The organism is Erythrobacter sp. S57(2025) (assembly GCF_057365055.1).
Genome location: NZ_CP200299.1, coordinates 2,190,810 through 2,206,865, shown reverse-complemented (window position 1 = coordinate 2,206,865; position 16,056 = coordinate 2,190,810). Strand labels below are relative to the sequence as shown.

Annotated in this window: 14 protein-coding genes; 7 read left to right on the top strand and 7 right to left on the bottom strand. The window is 57.2% G+C overall.

Going from position 1 to position 16,056, the window contains the following annotated elements:
* Window positions 1–58: 58 nt before the first annotated feature.
* Both AC0V6N_RS10595 and AC0V6N_RS10590 read left to right on the top strand, forming a co-directional pair.
* The gene (locus AC0V6N_RS10595; protein WP_486171524.1) at window positions 59–835 is read left to right on the top strand and encodes a class II aldolase/adducin family protein; all 777 of its coding nucleotides are present in this window, start codon (window positions 59–61) and stop codon (window positions 833–835) included.
* A gap of 55 nt (window positions 836–890) precedes the next feature.
* Window positions 891–1,472, top strand: a complete 582-nt coding sequence (locus AC0V6N_RS10590) for a (2Fe-2S)-binding protein (RefSeq protein ID WP_486171523.1) — start codon at window positions 891–893, stop codon at window positions 1,470–1,472.
* Between the two features lie 6 nt (window positions 1,473–1,478).
* Here the strand turns inward: AC0V6N_RS10590 and AC0V6N_RS10585 are convergent, their stop codons facing one another.
* A complete protein-coding gene (locus AC0V6N_RS10585; protein ID WP_486171522.1) occupies window positions 1,479–3,647 on the bottom strand; it encodes a TonB-dependent receptor in 2,169 nt (722 codons plus the stop codon).
* 147 nt (window positions 3,648–3,794) lie between these two features.
* On the opposite strand from AC0V6N_RS10585, the gene arsC reads away from it, so the two are divergent.
* Window positions 3,795–4,139 carry an arsenate reductase (glutaredoxin) gene (arsC, locus tag AC0V6N_RS10580; RefSeq protein WP_486171521.1) on the top strand — a complete coding sequence of 115 codons (345 nt, stop codon included), beginning with the start codon at window positions 3,795–3,797 and terminating at the stop codon, window positions 4,137–4,139.
* Here the strand turns inward: arsC and AC0V6N_RS10575 are convergent.
* Together AC0V6N_RS10575 and AC0V6N_RS10570 are read right to left on the bottom strand one after the other, a co-directional pair.
* A complete protein-coding gene (locus AC0V6N_RS10575) occupies window positions 4,136–5,422 on the bottom strand; it encodes an MFS transporter (RefSeq protein ID WP_486171520.1) in 1,287 nt (428 codons plus the stop codon). The two genes, arsC and AC0V6N_RS10575, sit on opposite strands and share 4 nt — an antisense overlap.
* Before the next feature lie 129 nt (window positions 5,423–5,551).
* Window positions 5,552–6,382 carry a hypothetical protein gene (locus AC0V6N_RS10570; RefSeq protein ID WP_486171519.1) on the bottom strand — a complete coding sequence of 277 codons (831 nt, stop codon included), beginning with the start codon at window positions 6,380–6,382 and terminating at the stop codon, window positions 5,552–5,554.
* An 86-nt stretch (window positions 6,383–6,468) separates the two neighbouring features.
* On the opposite strand from AC0V6N_RS10570, the gene lipB reads away from it, so the two are divergent.
* A complete protein-coding gene (gene lipB, locus AC0V6N_RS10565; RefSeq protein ID WP_486171518.1) occupies window positions 6,469–7,176 on the top strand; it encodes a lipoyl(octanoyl) transferase LipB in 708 nt (235 codons plus the stop codon).
* Window positions 7,173–7,400, top strand: a complete 228-nt coding sequence (locus tag AC0V6N_RS10560; protein ID WP_486171517.1) for a hypothetical protein — start codon at window positions 7,173–7,175, stop codon at window positions 7,398–7,400. The genes lipB and AC0V6N_RS10560 overlap by 4 nt, the downstream gene beginning before the upstream one ends.
* Window positions 7,401–7,403: 3 nt before the next feature.
* On the opposite strand, the gene AC0V6N_RS10555 is transcribed toward AC0V6N_RS10560, so the two are convergent.
* Window positions 7,404–8,519, bottom strand: coding sequence for an alkene reductase (locus tag AC0V6N_RS10555; protein ID WP_486171516.1), 1,116 nt, complete (start codon window positions 8,517–8,519; stop codon window positions 7,404–7,406).
* A 65-nt stretch (window positions 8,520–8,584) separates the two neighbouring features.
* Here AC0V6N_RS10555 and AC0V6N_RS10550 point away from each other — a divergent pair, with 65 nt between their 5' ends.
* Complete coding sequence (locus AC0V6N_RS10550) at window positions 8,585–9,511, top strand: DMT family transporter (protein WP_486171515.1); 927 nt, start codon at window positions 8,585–8,587, stop codon at window positions 9,509–9,511.
* 214 nt (window positions 9,512–9,725) lie between these two features.
* Here the strand turns inward: AC0V6N_RS10550 and nadA are convergent, their stop codons facing one another.
* Window positions 9,726–10,727 (bottom strand): quinolinate synthase NadA, encoded by a 1,002-nt coding sequence (gene nadA, locus AC0V6N_RS10545; RefSeq protein ID WP_486171514.1) that lies wholly within the window; start codon window positions 10,725–10,727, stop codon window positions 9,726–9,728.
* 113 nt (window positions 10,728–10,840) lie between these two features.
* On the opposite strand from nadA, the gene AC0V6N_RS10540 reads away from it, so the two are divergent.
* On the top strand, window positions 10,841–12,448 hold the full coding sequence (locus tag AC0V6N_RS10540) for a class I adenylate-forming enzyme family protein (protein ID WP_486171513.1): 1,608 nt from the start codon (window positions 10,841–10,843) through the stop codon (window positions 12,446–12,448).
* Here AC0V6N_RS10540 and sthA read toward each other — a convergent pair.
* Together sthA and AC0V6N_RS10530 are read right to left on the bottom strand one after the other, a co-directional pair.
* Window positions 12,445–13,920, bottom strand: a complete 1,476-nt coding sequence (gene sthA, locus AC0V6N_RS10535) for a Si-specific NAD(P)(+) transhydrogenase (protein WP_486171512.1) — start codon at window positions 13,918–13,920, stop codon at window positions 12,445–12,447. The two genes, AC0V6N_RS10540 and sthA, sit on opposite strands and share 4 nt — an antisense overlap.
* Before the next feature lie 79 nt (window positions 13,921–13,999).
* On the bottom strand, window positions 14,000–15,997 hold the full coding sequence (locus AC0V6N_RS10530; protein ID WP_486171511.1) for a PAS domain-containing protein: 1,998 nt from the start codon (window positions 15,995–15,997) through the stop codon (window positions 14,000–14,002).
* Between the last annotated feature and the right edge of the window lie 59 nt (window positions 15,998–16,056).

The window sequence follows — 16,056 nt, the reverse complement described above, 5'->3', positions numbered from 1 at the left end:
ATTCTGCCAAGCCATGCGATAAGACGACAAACGAAAAAGACGAGTGAAGGGATTCCCAATGGCAACGCAGCTCAAACAACCGATTAGCCTCGAAGGGCAAGTCAGCAAGGAAGAATGGCAAGCGCGCCTTGATCTTGCTGCCTGCTATCGGATTTTCGACCATTTGGGCTGGTCGGAATCGATCTACAATCACATCTCTTTGAAGGTCCCGGGCGAAGAGAACACCTTCCTCATCAACCCATTTGGGCTGCTTTATGACGAAGTGACCGCTTCGAACCTCGTTAAGATCGATGTCGAAGGAAACAATGTCGGTGGGTCGCCTTACATGGTGAACAAAGCTGGCTTCACCCAGCACGCCTATTTTCACAAGCATTTGGGTAGCCGCGCAGACGCGATCTGCCACGTTCACACAACGGCGACGATGGCGGTTTGCAGCCACAAAGATGGCCTGATGCCGACCAATTTTTACGCCTGCAACTTTCAGAACCAAATCGGCTATCACGATTTTGAAGGTGTGACGGTTCGCGAAGAAGAAGGCGAGCGGCTGGTTCAAAACCTCGGCAATCACACAATCTTGATGCTGCGCAATCATGGCCCCGTTGTTATGGATGGCACCATTCAGGGCATGTTTGTGAAAATGTGGGCGCTGCAACGCGCCTGCGAAATCCAGGTTGCAACGCTCAGCCAAGGCGCGGCCAACATCGTCCCGCAAGAAGTCGTCGACGTGCACCAGCGCGATCTGTCGGTGATGCAGTCACAAGGCGGGGCTGGGCTGTTCGACTTCGAAGCGTGGAAACGCCGCGTAGACAAGGTTGACGACAGCTGGCGCAGCTAAGGCGCAAGACTGAACCTTTATGCTTTTTCTGCTCACACCATCCCTGCGGTAAGCAGTGCCGCGCATGACCATCAATAATCGGCCGGTCGAGTTTGATCTCGACCCCGATATGCCGTTGCTCTTCGCCTTGCGCGAGGCGGCCAACCTTACCGGCACCAAAAGCGGCGCGGGAAAGGACGATTGCACGTGCAATGCATGTATGGTGATGGTCGACGGTACGGCTCTTCGATCATGCCGGATTACTCTGGCGGAGGCTGAAGGCCGGCTGATCACTACTGTTGAAGGGCTATCGCGCGACCGTTCGCATCCGATGCAGCAGGCGATGGTGGCAGAGCAGGCGATCCAATGCGGGTTCTGTACGCCGGGCATTCTGATGGCGGGTGCTGCGCTGCTGCAACGCAATCCCGCTCCAAGCAAGGCGGAGGTCGAAGAAGCGCTGGAGAATATCTGCCGTTGCGGGGTCTATCCACGGCTGGTCCGCGCCGTCCAGCGTGCGGGGCGGGTCTCTCAACGGCGTGAAAGCATCAGTGCAGCGCCCGCGCCGGGCATCGAAGCGGCTGATGCTGCAGAAAGCGTGCCAGCTTTGCGGGCTTTGCCGTCGGACGCTTCGGATCAAATCGAAACGTCCGACGACTGATCAGACTTAGAAACGGCCTGTGATGGCAAACCGCGCATTTAGCGGAGCACCCACGCTCGCCTGATGGGTGGCGTGACTGTTAGGGAAGTACAGCTCGTCCGTCAGGTTTTCGATATTGACCTGGACCCGCAGGTTTTCGCTCACGTCATAAAAAGCGGATGCATCGATCCTTGTGTAGGATGGCAGGACAGCGGTGTTGCCGTTGTTGATGAAGCTTTCGCCCTGATGGGTGAGGCCAAGGCCCAGGCCAAAACGCTCTGTCACTTCGAACTGGTTCCAGATCGAGAACATGCTTTCCGGCAGTTCGCGCGGGCGCAGGCCGGTTGGCCCGGTCTGATCAACCTGCTCACCATCGAGGAAGGAGTAGCCAGCTGTGACCGCCCATCCAGGCAATACTTCGCCCGTCAATTGCAGCTCAAAGCCCTGGATTGTTGAATTGATCACTACAAATTGACTGGGGTCGGCATCGCTGACTTCGGGCTGGCTTTGCTCAATCTCAAACACCGCTGCGGTGAAGCTGAGGCCGGGGACAAAGTCCCATTTCACGCCCGCTTCAAGGTTAGTGAACGTATTGGGATCGAGTGCGTTATTATCACCATTGATATTGGCGAACTGCTCACCCGAACGCGGCAGGAAGCTTTCCGAATAGCTGGCATAGATCGAGATGTTTTCCTGCGGTTTGATGATGATGCCACCGCGCGGGGAAAACTCGTCATCCTTGCGGCTTCGCAGGTCTGGATTGGCCGGATCGACCAGATTGTTGACCGTAATATCAAAGCTGTCAAAGCGGCCGCCGATCACGACATTGAGCCAGTCTGTGATCTCAATCTCGTCTTGAATGTAGAGCGAGATCACGTCGATATCGACGCGGGTGTCGTCATTCAGACTGACAGCGGGATCAAAAGCGACGGAGGTCGGGTTGCCATTGGCCGCAACGCCAATACCGTTTCGGAAATTGAGCGGGCGCTGGATGATGAAGAACTCATTGTCATCATTGCTGTCGCTCCACACCGGATTGATGCGGTTTTGGTCGGAGCTGGTACTGATATACTCGCCGCCGATCAGGAGCGTGTGTGCGATGCTGCCCGTCTCAAACTCACCGACTAGGTTCGACGAGAGGATGAAATTCTGGCGCTCGGTCGTGTCGATATAACCATCGGTGGTGACGATATCGGGCGTGTTCGCCTGATCGTATCCGCTGGCGTAGAAGTTCGAATAGACTTTGTCATAATCACCATAAAACGCGCTCACCGTGCCCTTCCAATTGTCGGAGAAGCGGTGGCTGACATTGGCGCGGAAAAGATGTGCGGTGAGCGTAGTGAAGTTCAATTCCTCATCGCCAAAGACAATGTTTTCGAAAGCCTCAACCGGGCGGCCATCGCTGCCTGTCGGGATACCGCGGTCAATGAAGCGTTCGTGGTCAGCCAGCTCGTATGACAGATCGAGCACAGTGTTCTCGCCCAACACGACACGCGCGCTGGGATTAAAGCCAACACGCGACCCATTGTAGAAATCACGGTGGTTGTTGAGGTCTTCGTAAGCGGCGTTCAATCGGAACGCGATGGCTTCGCTGTCGGATATGTTGAGGTCGGCAAAAACGGACCATTCGCCAAACGTGTCGATTGCGATCTGGCCGCCAGCGAAACTGTCCCCAAGCTCGCCTTTCTTGGTGACACGGTTCAATACCCCGCCAGTGCCACCTCTGCCAAACAAGAGCGCGTTGGGGCCGCGCAGGATTTCGACCTGCTCAAGATTGTAGAGGCCACGGTAATATTGAACATCGTCGCGCACGCCGTCGATGAAGAAGTCAGCCGTAGACCGAACGCCGCGAAAGACGATCGCGTCGCGGTGGCCTTCGCCTTGCGAGGTGTTCACACCGGGTGTGTAGTCGATGATCTGACCGATGCTGGTAAAGCCGCGCTCTTCGATCACTTCTTGGGTGGTGATGGTCAGGCTTTGCGGAACGTCGATGATCGGGGTGGGGGTCTTGACCGAGTTGATCTCGCTTGATTGCAGCACATCGCCGCTGACCAAAATGGGCGCGCCTTGCGTCTCAATGATGGGTGACGAGGTTTCGCTTGTCTCAGCGCCGGATTCGTTTGTTTCCGCCATTGCAGGGGCAGCAATCGCAGCGCTTGTGAGCAAGAGCGCTGTGCGGGTGAGGGTGCGAGTCATTGGGTTCCTTCCGTCTGATGACGGAGTCGCTATTGCAACCTAGTCGCAAGTGCAATCTCTTTTTTGAGAATTATTCGCAATTTGGGATTCTGTGGCAATTTTGTGCCCGCTCCGCTAGCGCACAGGGCAAGACAGGAGACCCAATTCATGAAGGCAACGATCTGGCACAACCCAAAATGCGGCACTTCGCGCAAGACACTCGCGATCCTTGAAGAGGCACCCGGCGTCGAGGTGACCGTGATCCAATATCTCAAGAATCCGCCGACCAAAGACAAGCTCGCTCAGCTCTATAACGACGCAGGGATCACTCCGGCGCAGGGCCTGCGCATTCGTGGGACGGACGCGAAAGAACGCGGGCTGCCTGAGGCGGATGCAGATACAGTGCTGGATGCAATGGCAGCGGAGCCAATCCTGATCGAACGCCCCCTTGTGGAAACCGACAAAGGAGCTGCGCTTTGCCGCCCGCAGGATAAGGTTCACGACCTGCTTTAGGTGCGGTCCTTTGTCAGGTCGCTATCGGCCTGCAAGCCTCGCCAGCCCATGATCACCACGATCAAGCAGCAGACGATCACAAGTCCAAAGCCCAGCCAGTCGCTTATGTTATAGAGGCCCACGCCCAATGCAGGCGCATAGATAAAGCTCGCGCCAGCGACGCTTGCCACGACGCCCGACGCTTGCCCCTGTTCAGCCCGCGTCACGGCCAGTGATGTGCCCGCCGTAGTGCCCGGACGGAACAGGCCAAATCCGAGCGATGCAATGGCATAGCCCAAGGACAGCATGAAAACGTCTTGGGCAAATCCCAGTATCAACGTGCCACACGCCGCCACAACCATGCCCGACAAGGTTGCGATGCGCGGCCCCATCTTAAAGCGCGGGATCAGGCCCCATTGCGCCAGCAGTGTCGCCAGCGCGCCAAACACCAGCACAAGGCTGACCAAGGTCGCGCCTTCTTCAGGTGAGCCGCGCAGGTTCAATCGGTCGAGCACCAGAAAGCCAGCAATACCCATAAGCATTGCCTGCGCATGGCCACCGACGAGCCCTGCGATTACCCAAGCCCTGATGCGCGGTTCAAACCATTTGAGGCGCGCGGGCTCTTCTTCAACTGAGGTATCACGCTCTTCCTCCGCATCATCAACGGATAAGGGCTCCGACCCGCTTGAATAGGCAGCCGCCTGCCCGCGCGCTGCAAATTGCGGCTCGTCATTGGGCAGTCTCAATCGCAGCACAACCAGCGCAACTACGCCAATCAACGCGAAAATAATGAAGGGACCGGTGAGGCCGATCCCTAAGAATGACACGACCATCAAAGGCGCCAAAACCGGTCCGATTACCGTGCCAAGGCCAAAACTGGATGCGATCAACGACAGCGCATTGGTGCGTTCTGAACGCGGCGTGCGGGATGCGACGTATGCTTGCACCGCAGGGGGAGCAGCGCTGCCAAAACCGCCATACAGACTGCGAGCAGCTGCAAAGGCGATGAGCGCCCAAAACGCCGTCATCCAACCTGCAAGCCCTGCCCATAGGACCAGCCCGCAAAGCGCCATCGAGGTCACAAATCCGACAAGCCCCAAAGCCATCATCGACTTGCGACCGCGCTTGTCAGAACGTCTTGCCCAGATCGGCGCGCAGATCACCCAAAGCAATGCAGACCAGCTGTAAGCAAGGCTGATCCAGACATCATTGACCTCTAACGCAGTGCCAATTGACGGCATCACGGATTGCATCGCGGTGTTGCCCGCGGCTGTCACCAGCATAACTGTGAAGAGCAGCGCCATGCGCCCGTTTGAAATCGGGTTTGTGGGCGATGCTTGCGCGTTTGCGGGAGAGGGGCTGGACATTGCTACGCCGCGCTAGGGCAGCGCAGGCCCGCAATCAATTCCAACCTTGTCGATTGGTGCAGCTTTCTATTCGAAAGTCTCTTCTATTGCTGCAGAGCTCGGCCCAGAAAGCTGGGTGAACATGGCAACGGCCACAGCGCTGATGATCATCGCTGTGATCATGCCGATCACACCGCTGAACAGGCCCAACAACAGCATCGACATTGTGCCAGAACCCATCAGGGCAGCGACGACGCCGACCACGCCGTTTAGCAGTAGGCTGATCACTGTCATCACCGCAATGATTGCGAACCAGAACACCGCGATCATCCATTGACTAGGCTTAGTGAGCGTGAAGCTGTTCCCGATCGCTTTGAATGGGTTGAGAATGCCATCAAGGATCATCACCGGCATTGTCAGCGACATGCGCGCCATGAGCCATACGATAAACAGCAGCACAGGGATCACACCGATCAGGCCCAAGGCGGGCACGCCGGCCACTCCGGCCAACATCGCAATCGGCACCATTATGACGAGCGCCCCGATGAAATAGGCAAGGAAGAACAGGATGAAGACAACAAACAGGCTTGGCACAGCTTTCAACCCGGCTTTCAGGGCATCGCCCACGGTTGGGCGTTCATCACCCATCAGCGCCACCATTGCTCCATAGCCTGCAAACTGAACAACTGACATGAGCAGAAAGACGCCGATCAGCGGTCCGACAATCTCGCCCATCCGCTCTGCCACCATCTCCGGGTCAGCGGAAGGGTCAGCGATGGTTTGCATATCGGGGACCAGCAGATAAATCGCGACATTTGGCAGGAGCAGGAAAACCCCTGCAATCACCATCAAAAGCTGAAAATTGTCACGCATCAGCTCAATGCCACGCGACCAAACGCTGTTCATGTCGAAATTCATTGCGATCCCCCGATCGTTGCCGTCTTAAGCCTGCAAATTGCAGACTATCCCTTGATCTGAGCCACCAATGCCCCCAGCAAAGGGGGATGGCAAGCATTGCTCCAGACTTGATCGACAGCAGCAGCGTTGAATGGCAGCGTGATCACGCGCTTGTGCCATATGCAGACGCGCTTGCTGCGATGGAAGCGCGCAATGCGGCGGTGCAAAGCGGCGATGCTAGCGAACTCGTCTGGCTGCTGGAACACCCGCCCGTCTACACCGCTGGCACCAGCGCTGATCCAAGTGAACTGGTCGAACCACGATTTGACGTGGTCGAAACGGGACGCGGCGGGCGTTACACCTATCATGGGCCAGGCCAACGCGTCGGTTACTTGATGCTCGACCTCAATAAACGCGGCAAAGACGTACGCTGCTTTGTTCACGCGATTGAGGGTTGGGTGATCGATACGCTGTCAGACTTCGATGTTGAAGCATGGCGGGCCGAAGGGCGCGTTGGCATCTGGACGCAGGATATTGACGGGCGCGAGGCAAAGATTGGCGCGATCGGCGTGCGGGTCAAACGTTGGGTGACGATGCACGGCTTTTCAGTGAACTTGGACCCTGATCTGTCGCATTTTGGCGGAATAGTCCCCTGCGGGATCGAAGAATTCGGGGTCACCAGCTTGGCACGGCTTGGCAAAAGCGTCTCGGCAGAGCAATGGGACGAAGCATTGATCGCCCGCGCTGGCGGGTTCTTTGGCGCACTTGAAGCTGCTCGTCTGAGAGCATGTTCACCGAAAGATGGGACCCAATGAAGTTTTCTCCTGCCCCAATCCTGCTCATCGGCGCGCTCCTCCTGTCAGGATGCGAGGATGAGGCTGCACCTGAAGAAGTGGCGACGGAAACCGGTGGTGAGGCCGCAGGCGATGTGCTCGAAGGCACGATCAGCGATGATATGATCCCTCTGGAAGAACTCACCTCAACCTCGCCGCCCGCAGAACGAACCGGCGAGGATGAAGATGCGGAAGAAAGCGAGTAATCGCTAGGCTGCTGCTGAGGCAGCTTGCTCCTCTTCCATCGTTGGGTAATCAATGTACCCCTGAGGAATTGGGAAGTACCAGCTTTTGGGCACGTCCTTATTTGGCGCAAATTCGGCGCCCACCGCGATCCGCTTCACCAGATCAGGGTTCGAGATGTAGGGGCGACCAAAGCTAACTGCATCGCAGCGACCGCTGGTCACATCGTCGTCGGCTTCTTGGGCTGAGTAATCGGAATTGAGGATCAGCGCGCCTTTGTAATGCTCGCGGATCACATTATCCTGTTTAGGCACGTCGGTTTGGCCAAATGTACCCTCGGGGCCCGGTTGGCGCAGTTCGACGAAGGCCAGGTCCAGATCGTTGCAAACCTTGGCCGCTGCGCCAAAAGTTGCCTCTGGATTGCTGTCATCGGTGCCTTGGCTATCGCCATTGGGCGACAGGCGAATGCCAACACGGTCTGCGCCCCAAACATCAATCAACGCTTCGAGAACTTCGCGCATTAGCCGCGTGCGGTTTTCAGGTGAACCGCCATATTCGTCTTCGCGAAGGTTGGTTTTATCGCGCAGGAATTGGTCGATGAAATAACCGTTCGCGCCGTGCAATTGGACCGCGTCAAATCCGGCCTTCTTCGCGTTCTCACCAGCGCGGTGGTAATCATCAATCGTGCGCTTGATATCGTCCAGCGTCGCGGCGCGTGCCTCGGCATAAGGCTGTTTGCCAATCGGCGTGTGCGCTTCGCCCGGAGCGGTGGTCGCGCTCGCAGAAAGTGGCGCTTTCCCGTCGAGGAAGTAGGGGTGAACGATCCGGCCCATATGCCACAGCTGCATCGCAATCAGGCCACCTTTAGCCTTCACACCTTCAACAATTGGCTTCCACGCTTCTGTCTGCTCATCGGTCCAGATGCCGGGGGCAGAGGGCCAGCCAAGCCCTTCGACGCTGATGCCGGTGGCTTCAGTCAAGATCATGCCTGCGCCTGCGCGCTGCTGGTAATAGGTGCCCATCATCGCATTCGGCACAAACATCGGTTCTGCCGCGCGCCCACGGGTCAGCGGGGCCATAAAGATGCGGTTCTTCGCTTCAAGAGCGCCCATTTTGAGCGGCTGGAACAGAGCGTCATGCATTCGAAGTTCTCCCGATAGGTTTCGTTTGACTATCCACTTGGAGGTTCGCGGGCTAGGGCGCAAGTATGGAAAAGGCTGAAGCGCGCGAAGAGAATCTTGTCGCCCAGCAAAGCGCCCTCAAAAGCGCGTTGCTGATTGCCGCCTTGTTGGGCGGGAATGTTGCGTTAGCGCTTGGCCCGTGGCTGGTGCGGCTGGCGGATACCGGACCCGTAAGCGCGGCGTTCTGGCGGTTGTTCCTCGCACTGCCATTTCTGGTTCTCTTTGCACGAGTAGCAGGTCAGCGGCTTGGCGGAATGCCGAAGCGGACGCTGGTTCTCGTCGCGATTGGTAGCATCGCTTTCGCAGGCGACCTCGCCAGTTGGCATATCGGCATCGGGATGACGCGGCTGGGTAATGCGACCTTGTTTGGCAATGCAGGCTCGATCATTCTGCTGTTCTGGGGCTTTATCATCGCGCGCATGTTGCCGCGCGGGTTTGACTGGGCCGCGATTGTTTTTGCACTGGCAGGGGCAGGCATATTGCTGGGGCGCAGTTTGGAGATATCGCCCGAGACGTTTGCAGGCGACCTGTTCTGCATCACCGCTGGCCTGCTTTACGCAGTGTACCTACTTACCCTGCAAGGTGAGCGGGCGCGATTTGGATCATGGAGCCTGTTGGTCTGGGTGAGCATCTTCGCATGCCCCGCACTGCTAACGCTTGCGTTGGTCTTAGGAGAGCCCGTTTGGCCAACCGATTGGACGCCGATCATCGTGCTGTTCATCACCAGCCAGCTGATAGGGCAGGGCCTGCTGGTCTATTCGCTCGGCCACTTCCCTCCGCTGATCATCGGTTTGGCCCTGCTTACTCAGCCCGCGATTGCTGCGGTGATAGGTTGGAGTGTGTTTGGAGAGGTTTTGACGGAATTAGACGTGGTTGGGATGCTGCTGTTGGGGAGCGCGCTGGTGGTGGCGAAGTCGGCTCGACCCGCAAACGTCACCCCAGCAAAGCCTTAAGCCAACTAAAGCTGGCATCTAGAGCGATCAAACCAATTGTTGGGCGACCTAGTCGCGTGATCCCTAACGCTAAGAGTGAGATAAGAGGTTGCTTAGACCGGTCGACAGTTTGGATTGCTGCTACTTCGTGTTTGTTCATGAGGGGGATTTACAGAGCATGTGCCCACTTCTCTATTTCCCCTTTTCAGGTCGGGGTTCCCGCAATTACCTCCAATCAATCCGCACTAAACGGCACCTTGCCCAGATCGCCCAGGCCAACAGTTCCGCCAGCCATGCCGAGCATCCGGTCTAGGCTTTCTTTCGCCTTCAAGCGCATGCCTTCCTCAATCTCGATCCGTGGTTCCAAATCGCGCAGGGCGGTGTACATTTTCTCCATCGTGTTGAGCGCCATGTAGGGGCAGATATTGCATGAGCAATTTCCGTCCGCGCCCGGCGCGCCGATGAAGGTTTTTTCGGGAAGCGCTTTTTCCATCTGGTGCATGATGTGCGGTTCAGTCGCGACGATCAGCGTGTCGCCTTCGAACGCTTTGGCGAATTTCAAAATACCGCTGGTGGAGCCAACGTAATCGGCGTGGTCGATGATGGTCGGCGGGCATTCAGGGTGCGCGGCGATCGGTGCGTCGGGGTGCTGTTCTTTCAGTTTGAGCAGTTCGGTCTCGCTAAACGCCTCATGCACGATGCACACGCCGGGCCAGAGCAGCATTTCACGGTCAAACTTGCGTGACAGCCAACCACCAAGGTGGCGGTCAGGGCCAAAGATGATCTTCTGATCGGCTGGGATCTGCTCAAGGATCGTCTCAGCACTGGAAGACGTGACGATGATGTCGGACAGCGCCTTCACCTCGGTAGAGCAGTTGATGTAAGTGAGCGCGATATGATCGGGGTGTGCTTCACGGAAAGCTTTGAACTTCTCTGGCGGGCAGCTGTCTTCAAGTGAGCAGCCTGCATCCATGTCAGGCAGGATCACAGTCTTGTCAGGCGAGAGGATTTTGGCCGTATCCGCCATGAACTTCACCCCGCAAAACAGGATTACATCCGCATCGGTGTCTGCCGCCTTGCGCGACAATTCGAGGCTGTCTCCCACGAAATCGGCAATATCCTGAATATCGGGCGTCTGGTAATAATGCGCGAGGATTACCGCATTGCGCTCTTTGCGAAGACGGTTGATCTCAGCCAGCAAATCATCGCCGCTTGGGATTTTGGTTTCGATGCTCATGTGCGATCCCTTCTTCGCGCTAACTATGTTGCGCATGACATAGGGATTGATGCGCCAAAATTCGAGCGAATTCCGCGACATCTGTGCTAGCCTCATCTGAGGGGAGAATGTGCATGTATGAAGTGAGTTTGTCCGAGGCCTATTTTCCGGCTCAAGCCGACACCGATTACGAGGAGCGCACCATCGAGCAGATGCTGCGTGAGAAGGCGGCGGATCAATCTGATGCCATGGCGCTTCGCGAGTTGCTCGAAGATGGCTCGGTTGGCCGCGAATGGACTTATGCGCAGCTGCTAGCGGATGCAGAGAAGTGTGGGCGCGCATTGGCGGCGCGGCACACGGCAGGCACGCGAATCGCGATCATGGGCGGCAATTGCCCGGAATGGGTGCTGGTGCAATTGGGCGCGGCGATGGCCGGGCTGACGATTGTGACGGTGAACCCCAGTTTCCTCGCGCGTGAAGTGCGATATGTGCTCGAACAATCGGGTTCGGGCGCGGTCTATTATCAGCCCAATGTGCGTGGGTCCGCTTTGCGTCCTGTGGTCGATGAGGCAGCCGCTGGCTTGCATGCAGCAGACTTCCTGATCGACATCACCGATCATGCGGAATTGTTCGCAGGCGAGGGCGATGGTGAGCTGCGCTCAACCGCGCCGCGCGATATTGTGATGATCCAATACACGTCGGGCACCACAGGCTTTCCCAAAGGCGTGCTGCTGCACCAGCACGGCCTGCTCCAATCGAACAAGGATGTGTTTGAGCGCTGGGACTTGGCTCCTGGCAAGACCGTCACATGCCCATTCCCCTTGTTCCATACCGCCGGCAGCGCGGTTTGTGTGCTGGGCGTGCTGGCGCATGGGGCGACTTTATTGCTCGTATCGGTGTTTGATCCCGTCGCCGTTGCTAAAGCGATTGAGCGCGAAAAGCCCGAAGTGCTGGGCGGGGTGTCGACCATGATCTTTGCCATTATCGAGGCAGCTAAGGCGACCGGCACGGACGTATCCAGCGTTCAAACCGTGGTGAGCGGCGGCGCGATGGTGCCGCCCGAACTGAACCGCGCGGCGCAGGAGACGTTCGGAGTGCCGATCCTGATTGTTTACGGCCAAACAGAAACATCCCCAGCCATCACCGCCGCGTGGCCCAGTGATACCGGCGAAGAGCTGATCGAGACGATTGGACAGCCTTGTAGCCATATGGAAGTTTCGATCCGAAATCCGGCTGACAACACCGTCTGCGCGGTTGATGAGCAGGGCGAAATTTGCATGCGCGGCTTCAACATGATGGTTGGCTATAACGACAATGCTGAGGCCACAGCCGAGACGATTGATGCTACTGGCTGGCTGCATACAGGTGACCTCGGCACGATGAGCGCGCGCGGCTATGTGAAGATCACGGGCCGGGTGAAAGAGATGATAATTCGCGGCGGTGAAAACCTGTTTCCCGCAGAAATTGAAGCGCAGATGCTAGAGCATCCGGCAATCGCCGAGGTTGCGGTTGCAGGCGTGCCAGACGAAAAGTGGGGCGAGATTGTCGCATGCTTTATGCGCCTCGCCGACGGCGCTGAGCGACCAAGCGATGATGATCTGAAGGCTTTCGTGCGTGAGCGTCTCTCTCCGCAAAAGACACCTGTGCATTGGGTGTGGATGACAGAGTTTCCACTCACCGGCTCTGGCAAGATTCAAAAGTTCCAACTGGCTGAGAGCTTTGCCAAAGGTGAACTGGCTTAGGCGGCTCTTTTCTTGCGGGCGGTACCTTTGGGCTTTGTGGTTTTGGCTGCGTCCTCTGGCTGTTGAGCCGGTGTAATCTGCAATCGGTTCCACAGATCGAGCGCTGCGACTTTGTACCCTTCGGCCAATGTCGGATAGTTGAAGCTGTTCTCAACGAAATAGTCGATTGTACCGCCCAGATTGAGCACCGCTTGGCCGATATGAACGAGCTCGCTTGCCCCTTCTCCGACCACATGGACACCGATCAGCTTGCGCGTTTCGCGGTGGCAGATGAGTTTGAGGATGCCCGCCTCCAACCCCATAATGTGCCCGCGCGATGTCTCGCGAAATCGGGCGATGCCGCATTCATATGGGATGCCTGCCTCGCGCGCGTCGCCTTCGGTCATCCCGACAGAGGACAATTCTGGCACCGCATAAACGCCGTAAGGTGGCTTTTGATCATCGGCGCAAATCGGTTCGCCAAAAGCATGGCAAGCAACCGCGCGCCCTTGTTCCATTGAGGTCGAGGCAAGGCTGGGGAATCCGATTATGTCGCCTGCGGCATAGATGTTGGGATTTGTCGTTTGGAAGGTCGCTCGGTCCACTTCCAGACGCCCGCGACTGTCCGGCTCCAACCCGCATGCTTTGAGATTAAGGTCCGCGGTTGCTCCCACGCGGCCTGCTGCGAACAGCACCATTTCCGATCCGATGAGCCGCCCATCGGCAAGTTGGCAGATGGGATCACCGCTTTCGCTGAAATGGATGTGGGTGAGCGAACATCCCAGCCGCAATGCCATTCCGCGTTCGCGCATCGACTGGATAAGGTGATCGACAATTTCGTGATCCATAAACTCGAGCAAACGCTCACGCGGCTCAATCAATGTGACGGGTATGTCGAGCGCGCTGAAGATCGTCGCATATTCCAGCCCAATCACGCCGCCGCCCACAACTGTCAGGCTGCTGGGCATTTGCGGCTGTAGGATAAAGCTGTCGCTATCGAGCACATTGGTGGAATTGAAGGGTATGTGATCGGGGCGATAGGGCCGGGTGCCGACGGAGATCAGAACCTTATCCGCCTCAATCACTTCCTCAATTTGCGATCCCCCAACATCGCGGCGCACGGCGATCTGGCCGGGGCCGACAAAGTGCCCGCGCCCCGCCATCGTCTGCACACCATTGCGCGCAAACTGATGCTCGAGCACGGAGACTTCATACTCAAACGTCTTGGCGATGCGCTGATCAAGGTCGCTTGATTGGATATTTGCGCGGCTGCGATAGCCTTGGCCATAAAATGCACGTTCGCGCCAGCCGGACAGGTTGAGCGCGGTTTCACGCAAGGTTTTGGATGGGATGGTGCCGGTGTGCACAGAGACGCCGCCGACCTTTTTGCGGTCATCAATGACAAGAACCGATTTGCCCAGCTTTGCCGCTTGAACGGCGGCCCGCCTGCCAGCAGGGCCTGCGCCCAAAACTACGAAATCAAAGCGGGCCATACATCATCCTCCCATCATGAGGACGGCGGCGATGGCCTGCGCTTAACTAGGCATTGTTCCTGCGGCGCTTTGCAAAGGTCTATTCAGCCAGCGCCTTCGCAATCGCGTGGGCGAGTTCATTTTGCGGTGTGGGTTTTTGCAGCAATGGCGCCTGGACATCCCCCATTTCTGATGGAGTGAAGCCGGTATAGCCTGACGTATAGATAACCGGCAGTTCGGGTTGGATTTCGCGCAGGCGCCGAGCCAGGTCGAACCCGCCAATCTGCCCCGGCATCACAACATCGGTGAGCAGCAGATCAAAGGCCTCTCCCGCCAATGCGAGATCGAGCGCTTCCTGTCCTGATTGAGCGTGCAGGACCGAGTAGCCCAATTGCTCCAGCGTATCATTGACCATCGCCAAAAGCGCTTGTTCGTCCTCGACGACCAACAGGCGTTGCCCTTGCCCAAGCGGAACAGCCTCTTCAGGCATCTGCCCCTCGCGTGCTCCTTCATCGGTACCGTGGGGCACGACCAGTTTAACCGTGGTGCCGAGGCCAATCTCGGAATAGATGCGCAGATCCCCTTCGGACTGGCGGATGAAGCCATAGACCATCGCCAGGCCCAGGCCCGAGCCTGCGCTCACCTCCTTGGTGGTAAAGAATGGATCAGTGCAGCGGGCCAGCGTCAATTCGTCCATGCCAGGCCCATTGTCGGTCACAGTGATTTCAACGAAGCGTTGCGAAGTGTCTGCTTCTGCTTCGTCGGGGCTGTGCGTTTGCGCGTGGCTCGTATCCCACATATCGGGGTCTGCGCGCACCGCCCGTGCTTTGATTTCGATGCGGTCGCCTTTGCCCGAATGCAGGATTGCGTCGCGAGCGTTCAAAACGAGGTTGAGCAGCGCGCTTTCAAGCTGCGTGTTGTCGCAATAATGCAGAAGAGCATCGTCTTGGGCTTGCACTGTGATCTCAATATGCGCCTCGATCATGGGTCTGACCAACTCATCAAAATCCGCCAGCATATCAGCGGTGCGTTTAGAGGTGGAAAGCGCAGGTTGGCGTTTGGCGAAGGCGAGCAATCGCGATGTTAGCGCCTGCCCGCGATCAATGCTCTCCTTTGCGATGTCGAGATATCGATCCCTTCGATCCGTGTCTTGAGCTTTGCGGGCGATGTCCATCGCATAAAGGATCGTGGCGAGCACATTGTTGAAATCATGCGCAATTCCGCCGGTTAGCTGGCCGAGAGCGTCCAAGCGGCCGTGCCGTTCTACCACCTGACGATTGCGCACCTCATCGGTGATGTCATCCAGCATCAACACGCAGCGCACATCGCTGTCGGGGGCATCCATCAATGCACTGTCTACCGTCACAAAACGGTGATCTTCGCCCGCTTTCGTCCGGCGCATCAGATGCGTTTCACGCTTAAAGGACTGGCCGTTATTCGCGCGGTGCAGTGGGTCGCGCTTAGGCTCCAAAGGCTGAAAGGTTTCACTGTCGAGGAAGCTGATCTGTTCAGGCCAAGCGAAGGGCGGTTCGTCTCGCACCCCGCCCAAGATATGCCTTGCGCGTTCGTTCAACCGAACAATCTGCCCATCTTTGCTCAAGGCGACAATTGCGTTGGCCGCGGCATTCAGGATCGTCTCTAGCTCTAGTTGAGCGCTTTGTGCGCGTTGTTCCTGCCGCTTTTGTTCGGTGATGTCGTTATGCGCGCCAAGCAGCCGCACCGGTTTGCCCGCATCATCGCGAATGGCAACGCCACGGCAGCGGACCCAGACGGTATCGCCACTTGTATGCCGGTAACGAACCACCTGATCATAAGGGTGGTCCGGATTGGCAAGGTGCGTGTTCAGGTTTTCAGTTGCGGTCTCCAAATCTTCAGCAAAGATCAGGTCCTGCCATTCGGCAGCGAGGTGTTCTTTTGATGTTGGATCAATCCCAAACAGCTCCCAGAATTCTGGGCTCATATACTCGTTTTCGGGGTTTTCGAGGTCCCAGTACCAAACGCCGTCTAGCGAAGCCTTGCGCAGGAATGTCCAAATGCTGGCGTCATTTTGGATAAGGTCATGCAGCTCATTTTCGAGGTAATGCGGTGAATTAGTCATGTTTGTCGCTGCCAGAATTGCAAATGAGCGCTTGATTCTCTTCGCGTAGACGAAGAGCT

Coding starts and splice junctions, on each gene's coding strand:
- AC0V6N_RS10595 (WP_486171524.1), top strand. CDS start 59: ATGGCAACGCAGCTCAAACAACCGATTAGCCTCGAAGGGCAAGTCAGC.
- AC0V6N_RS10585 (WP_486171522.1), bottom strand. CDS start 3,647: ATGACTCGCACCCTCACCCGCACAGCGCTCTTGCTCACAAGCGCTGCG.
- arsC (WP_486171521.1), top strand. CDS start 3,795: ATGAAGGCAACGATCTGGCACAACCCAAAATGCGGCACTTCGCGCAAG.
- AC0V6N_RS10575 (WP_486171520.1), bottom strand. CDS start 5,422: ATGGCGCTGCTCTTCACAGTTATGCTGGTGACAGCCGCGGGCAACACC.
- AC0V6N_RS10570 (WP_486171519.1), bottom strand. CDS start 6,382: ATGAATTTCGACATGAACAGCGTTTGGTCGCGTGGCATTGAGCTGATG.
- lipB (WP_486171518.1), top strand. CDS start 6,469: ATGGCAAGCATTGCTCCAGACTTGATCGACAGCAGCAGCGTTGAATGG.
- AC0V6N_RS10560 (WP_486171517.1), top strand. CDS start 7,173: ATGAAGTTTTCTCCTGCCCCAATCCTGCTCATCGGCGCGCTCCTCCTG.
- AC0V6N_RS10555 (WP_486171516.1), bottom strand. CDS start 8,519: ATGCATGACGCTCTGTTCCAGCCGCTCAAAATGGGCGCTCTTGAAGCG.
- AC0V6N_RS10550 (WP_486171515.1), top strand. CDS start 8,585: ATGGAAAAGGCTGAAGCGCGCGAAGAGAATCTTGTCGCCCAGCAAAGC.
- nadA (WP_486171514.1), bottom strand. CDS start 10,727: ATGAGCATCGAAACCAAAATCCCAAGCGGCGATGATTTGCTGGCTGAG.
- AC0V6N_RS10540 (WP_486171513.1), top strand. CDS start 10,841: ATGTATGAAGTGAGTTTGTCCGAGGCCTATTTTCCGGCTCAAGCCGAC.
- sthA (WP_486171512.1), bottom strand. CDS start 13,920: ATGGCCCGCTTTGATTTCGTAGTTTTGGGCGCAGGCCCTGCTGGCAGG.
- AC0V6N_RS10530 (WP_486171511.1), bottom strand. CDS start 15,997: ATGACTAATTCACCGCATTACCTCGAAAATGAGCTGCATGACCTTATC.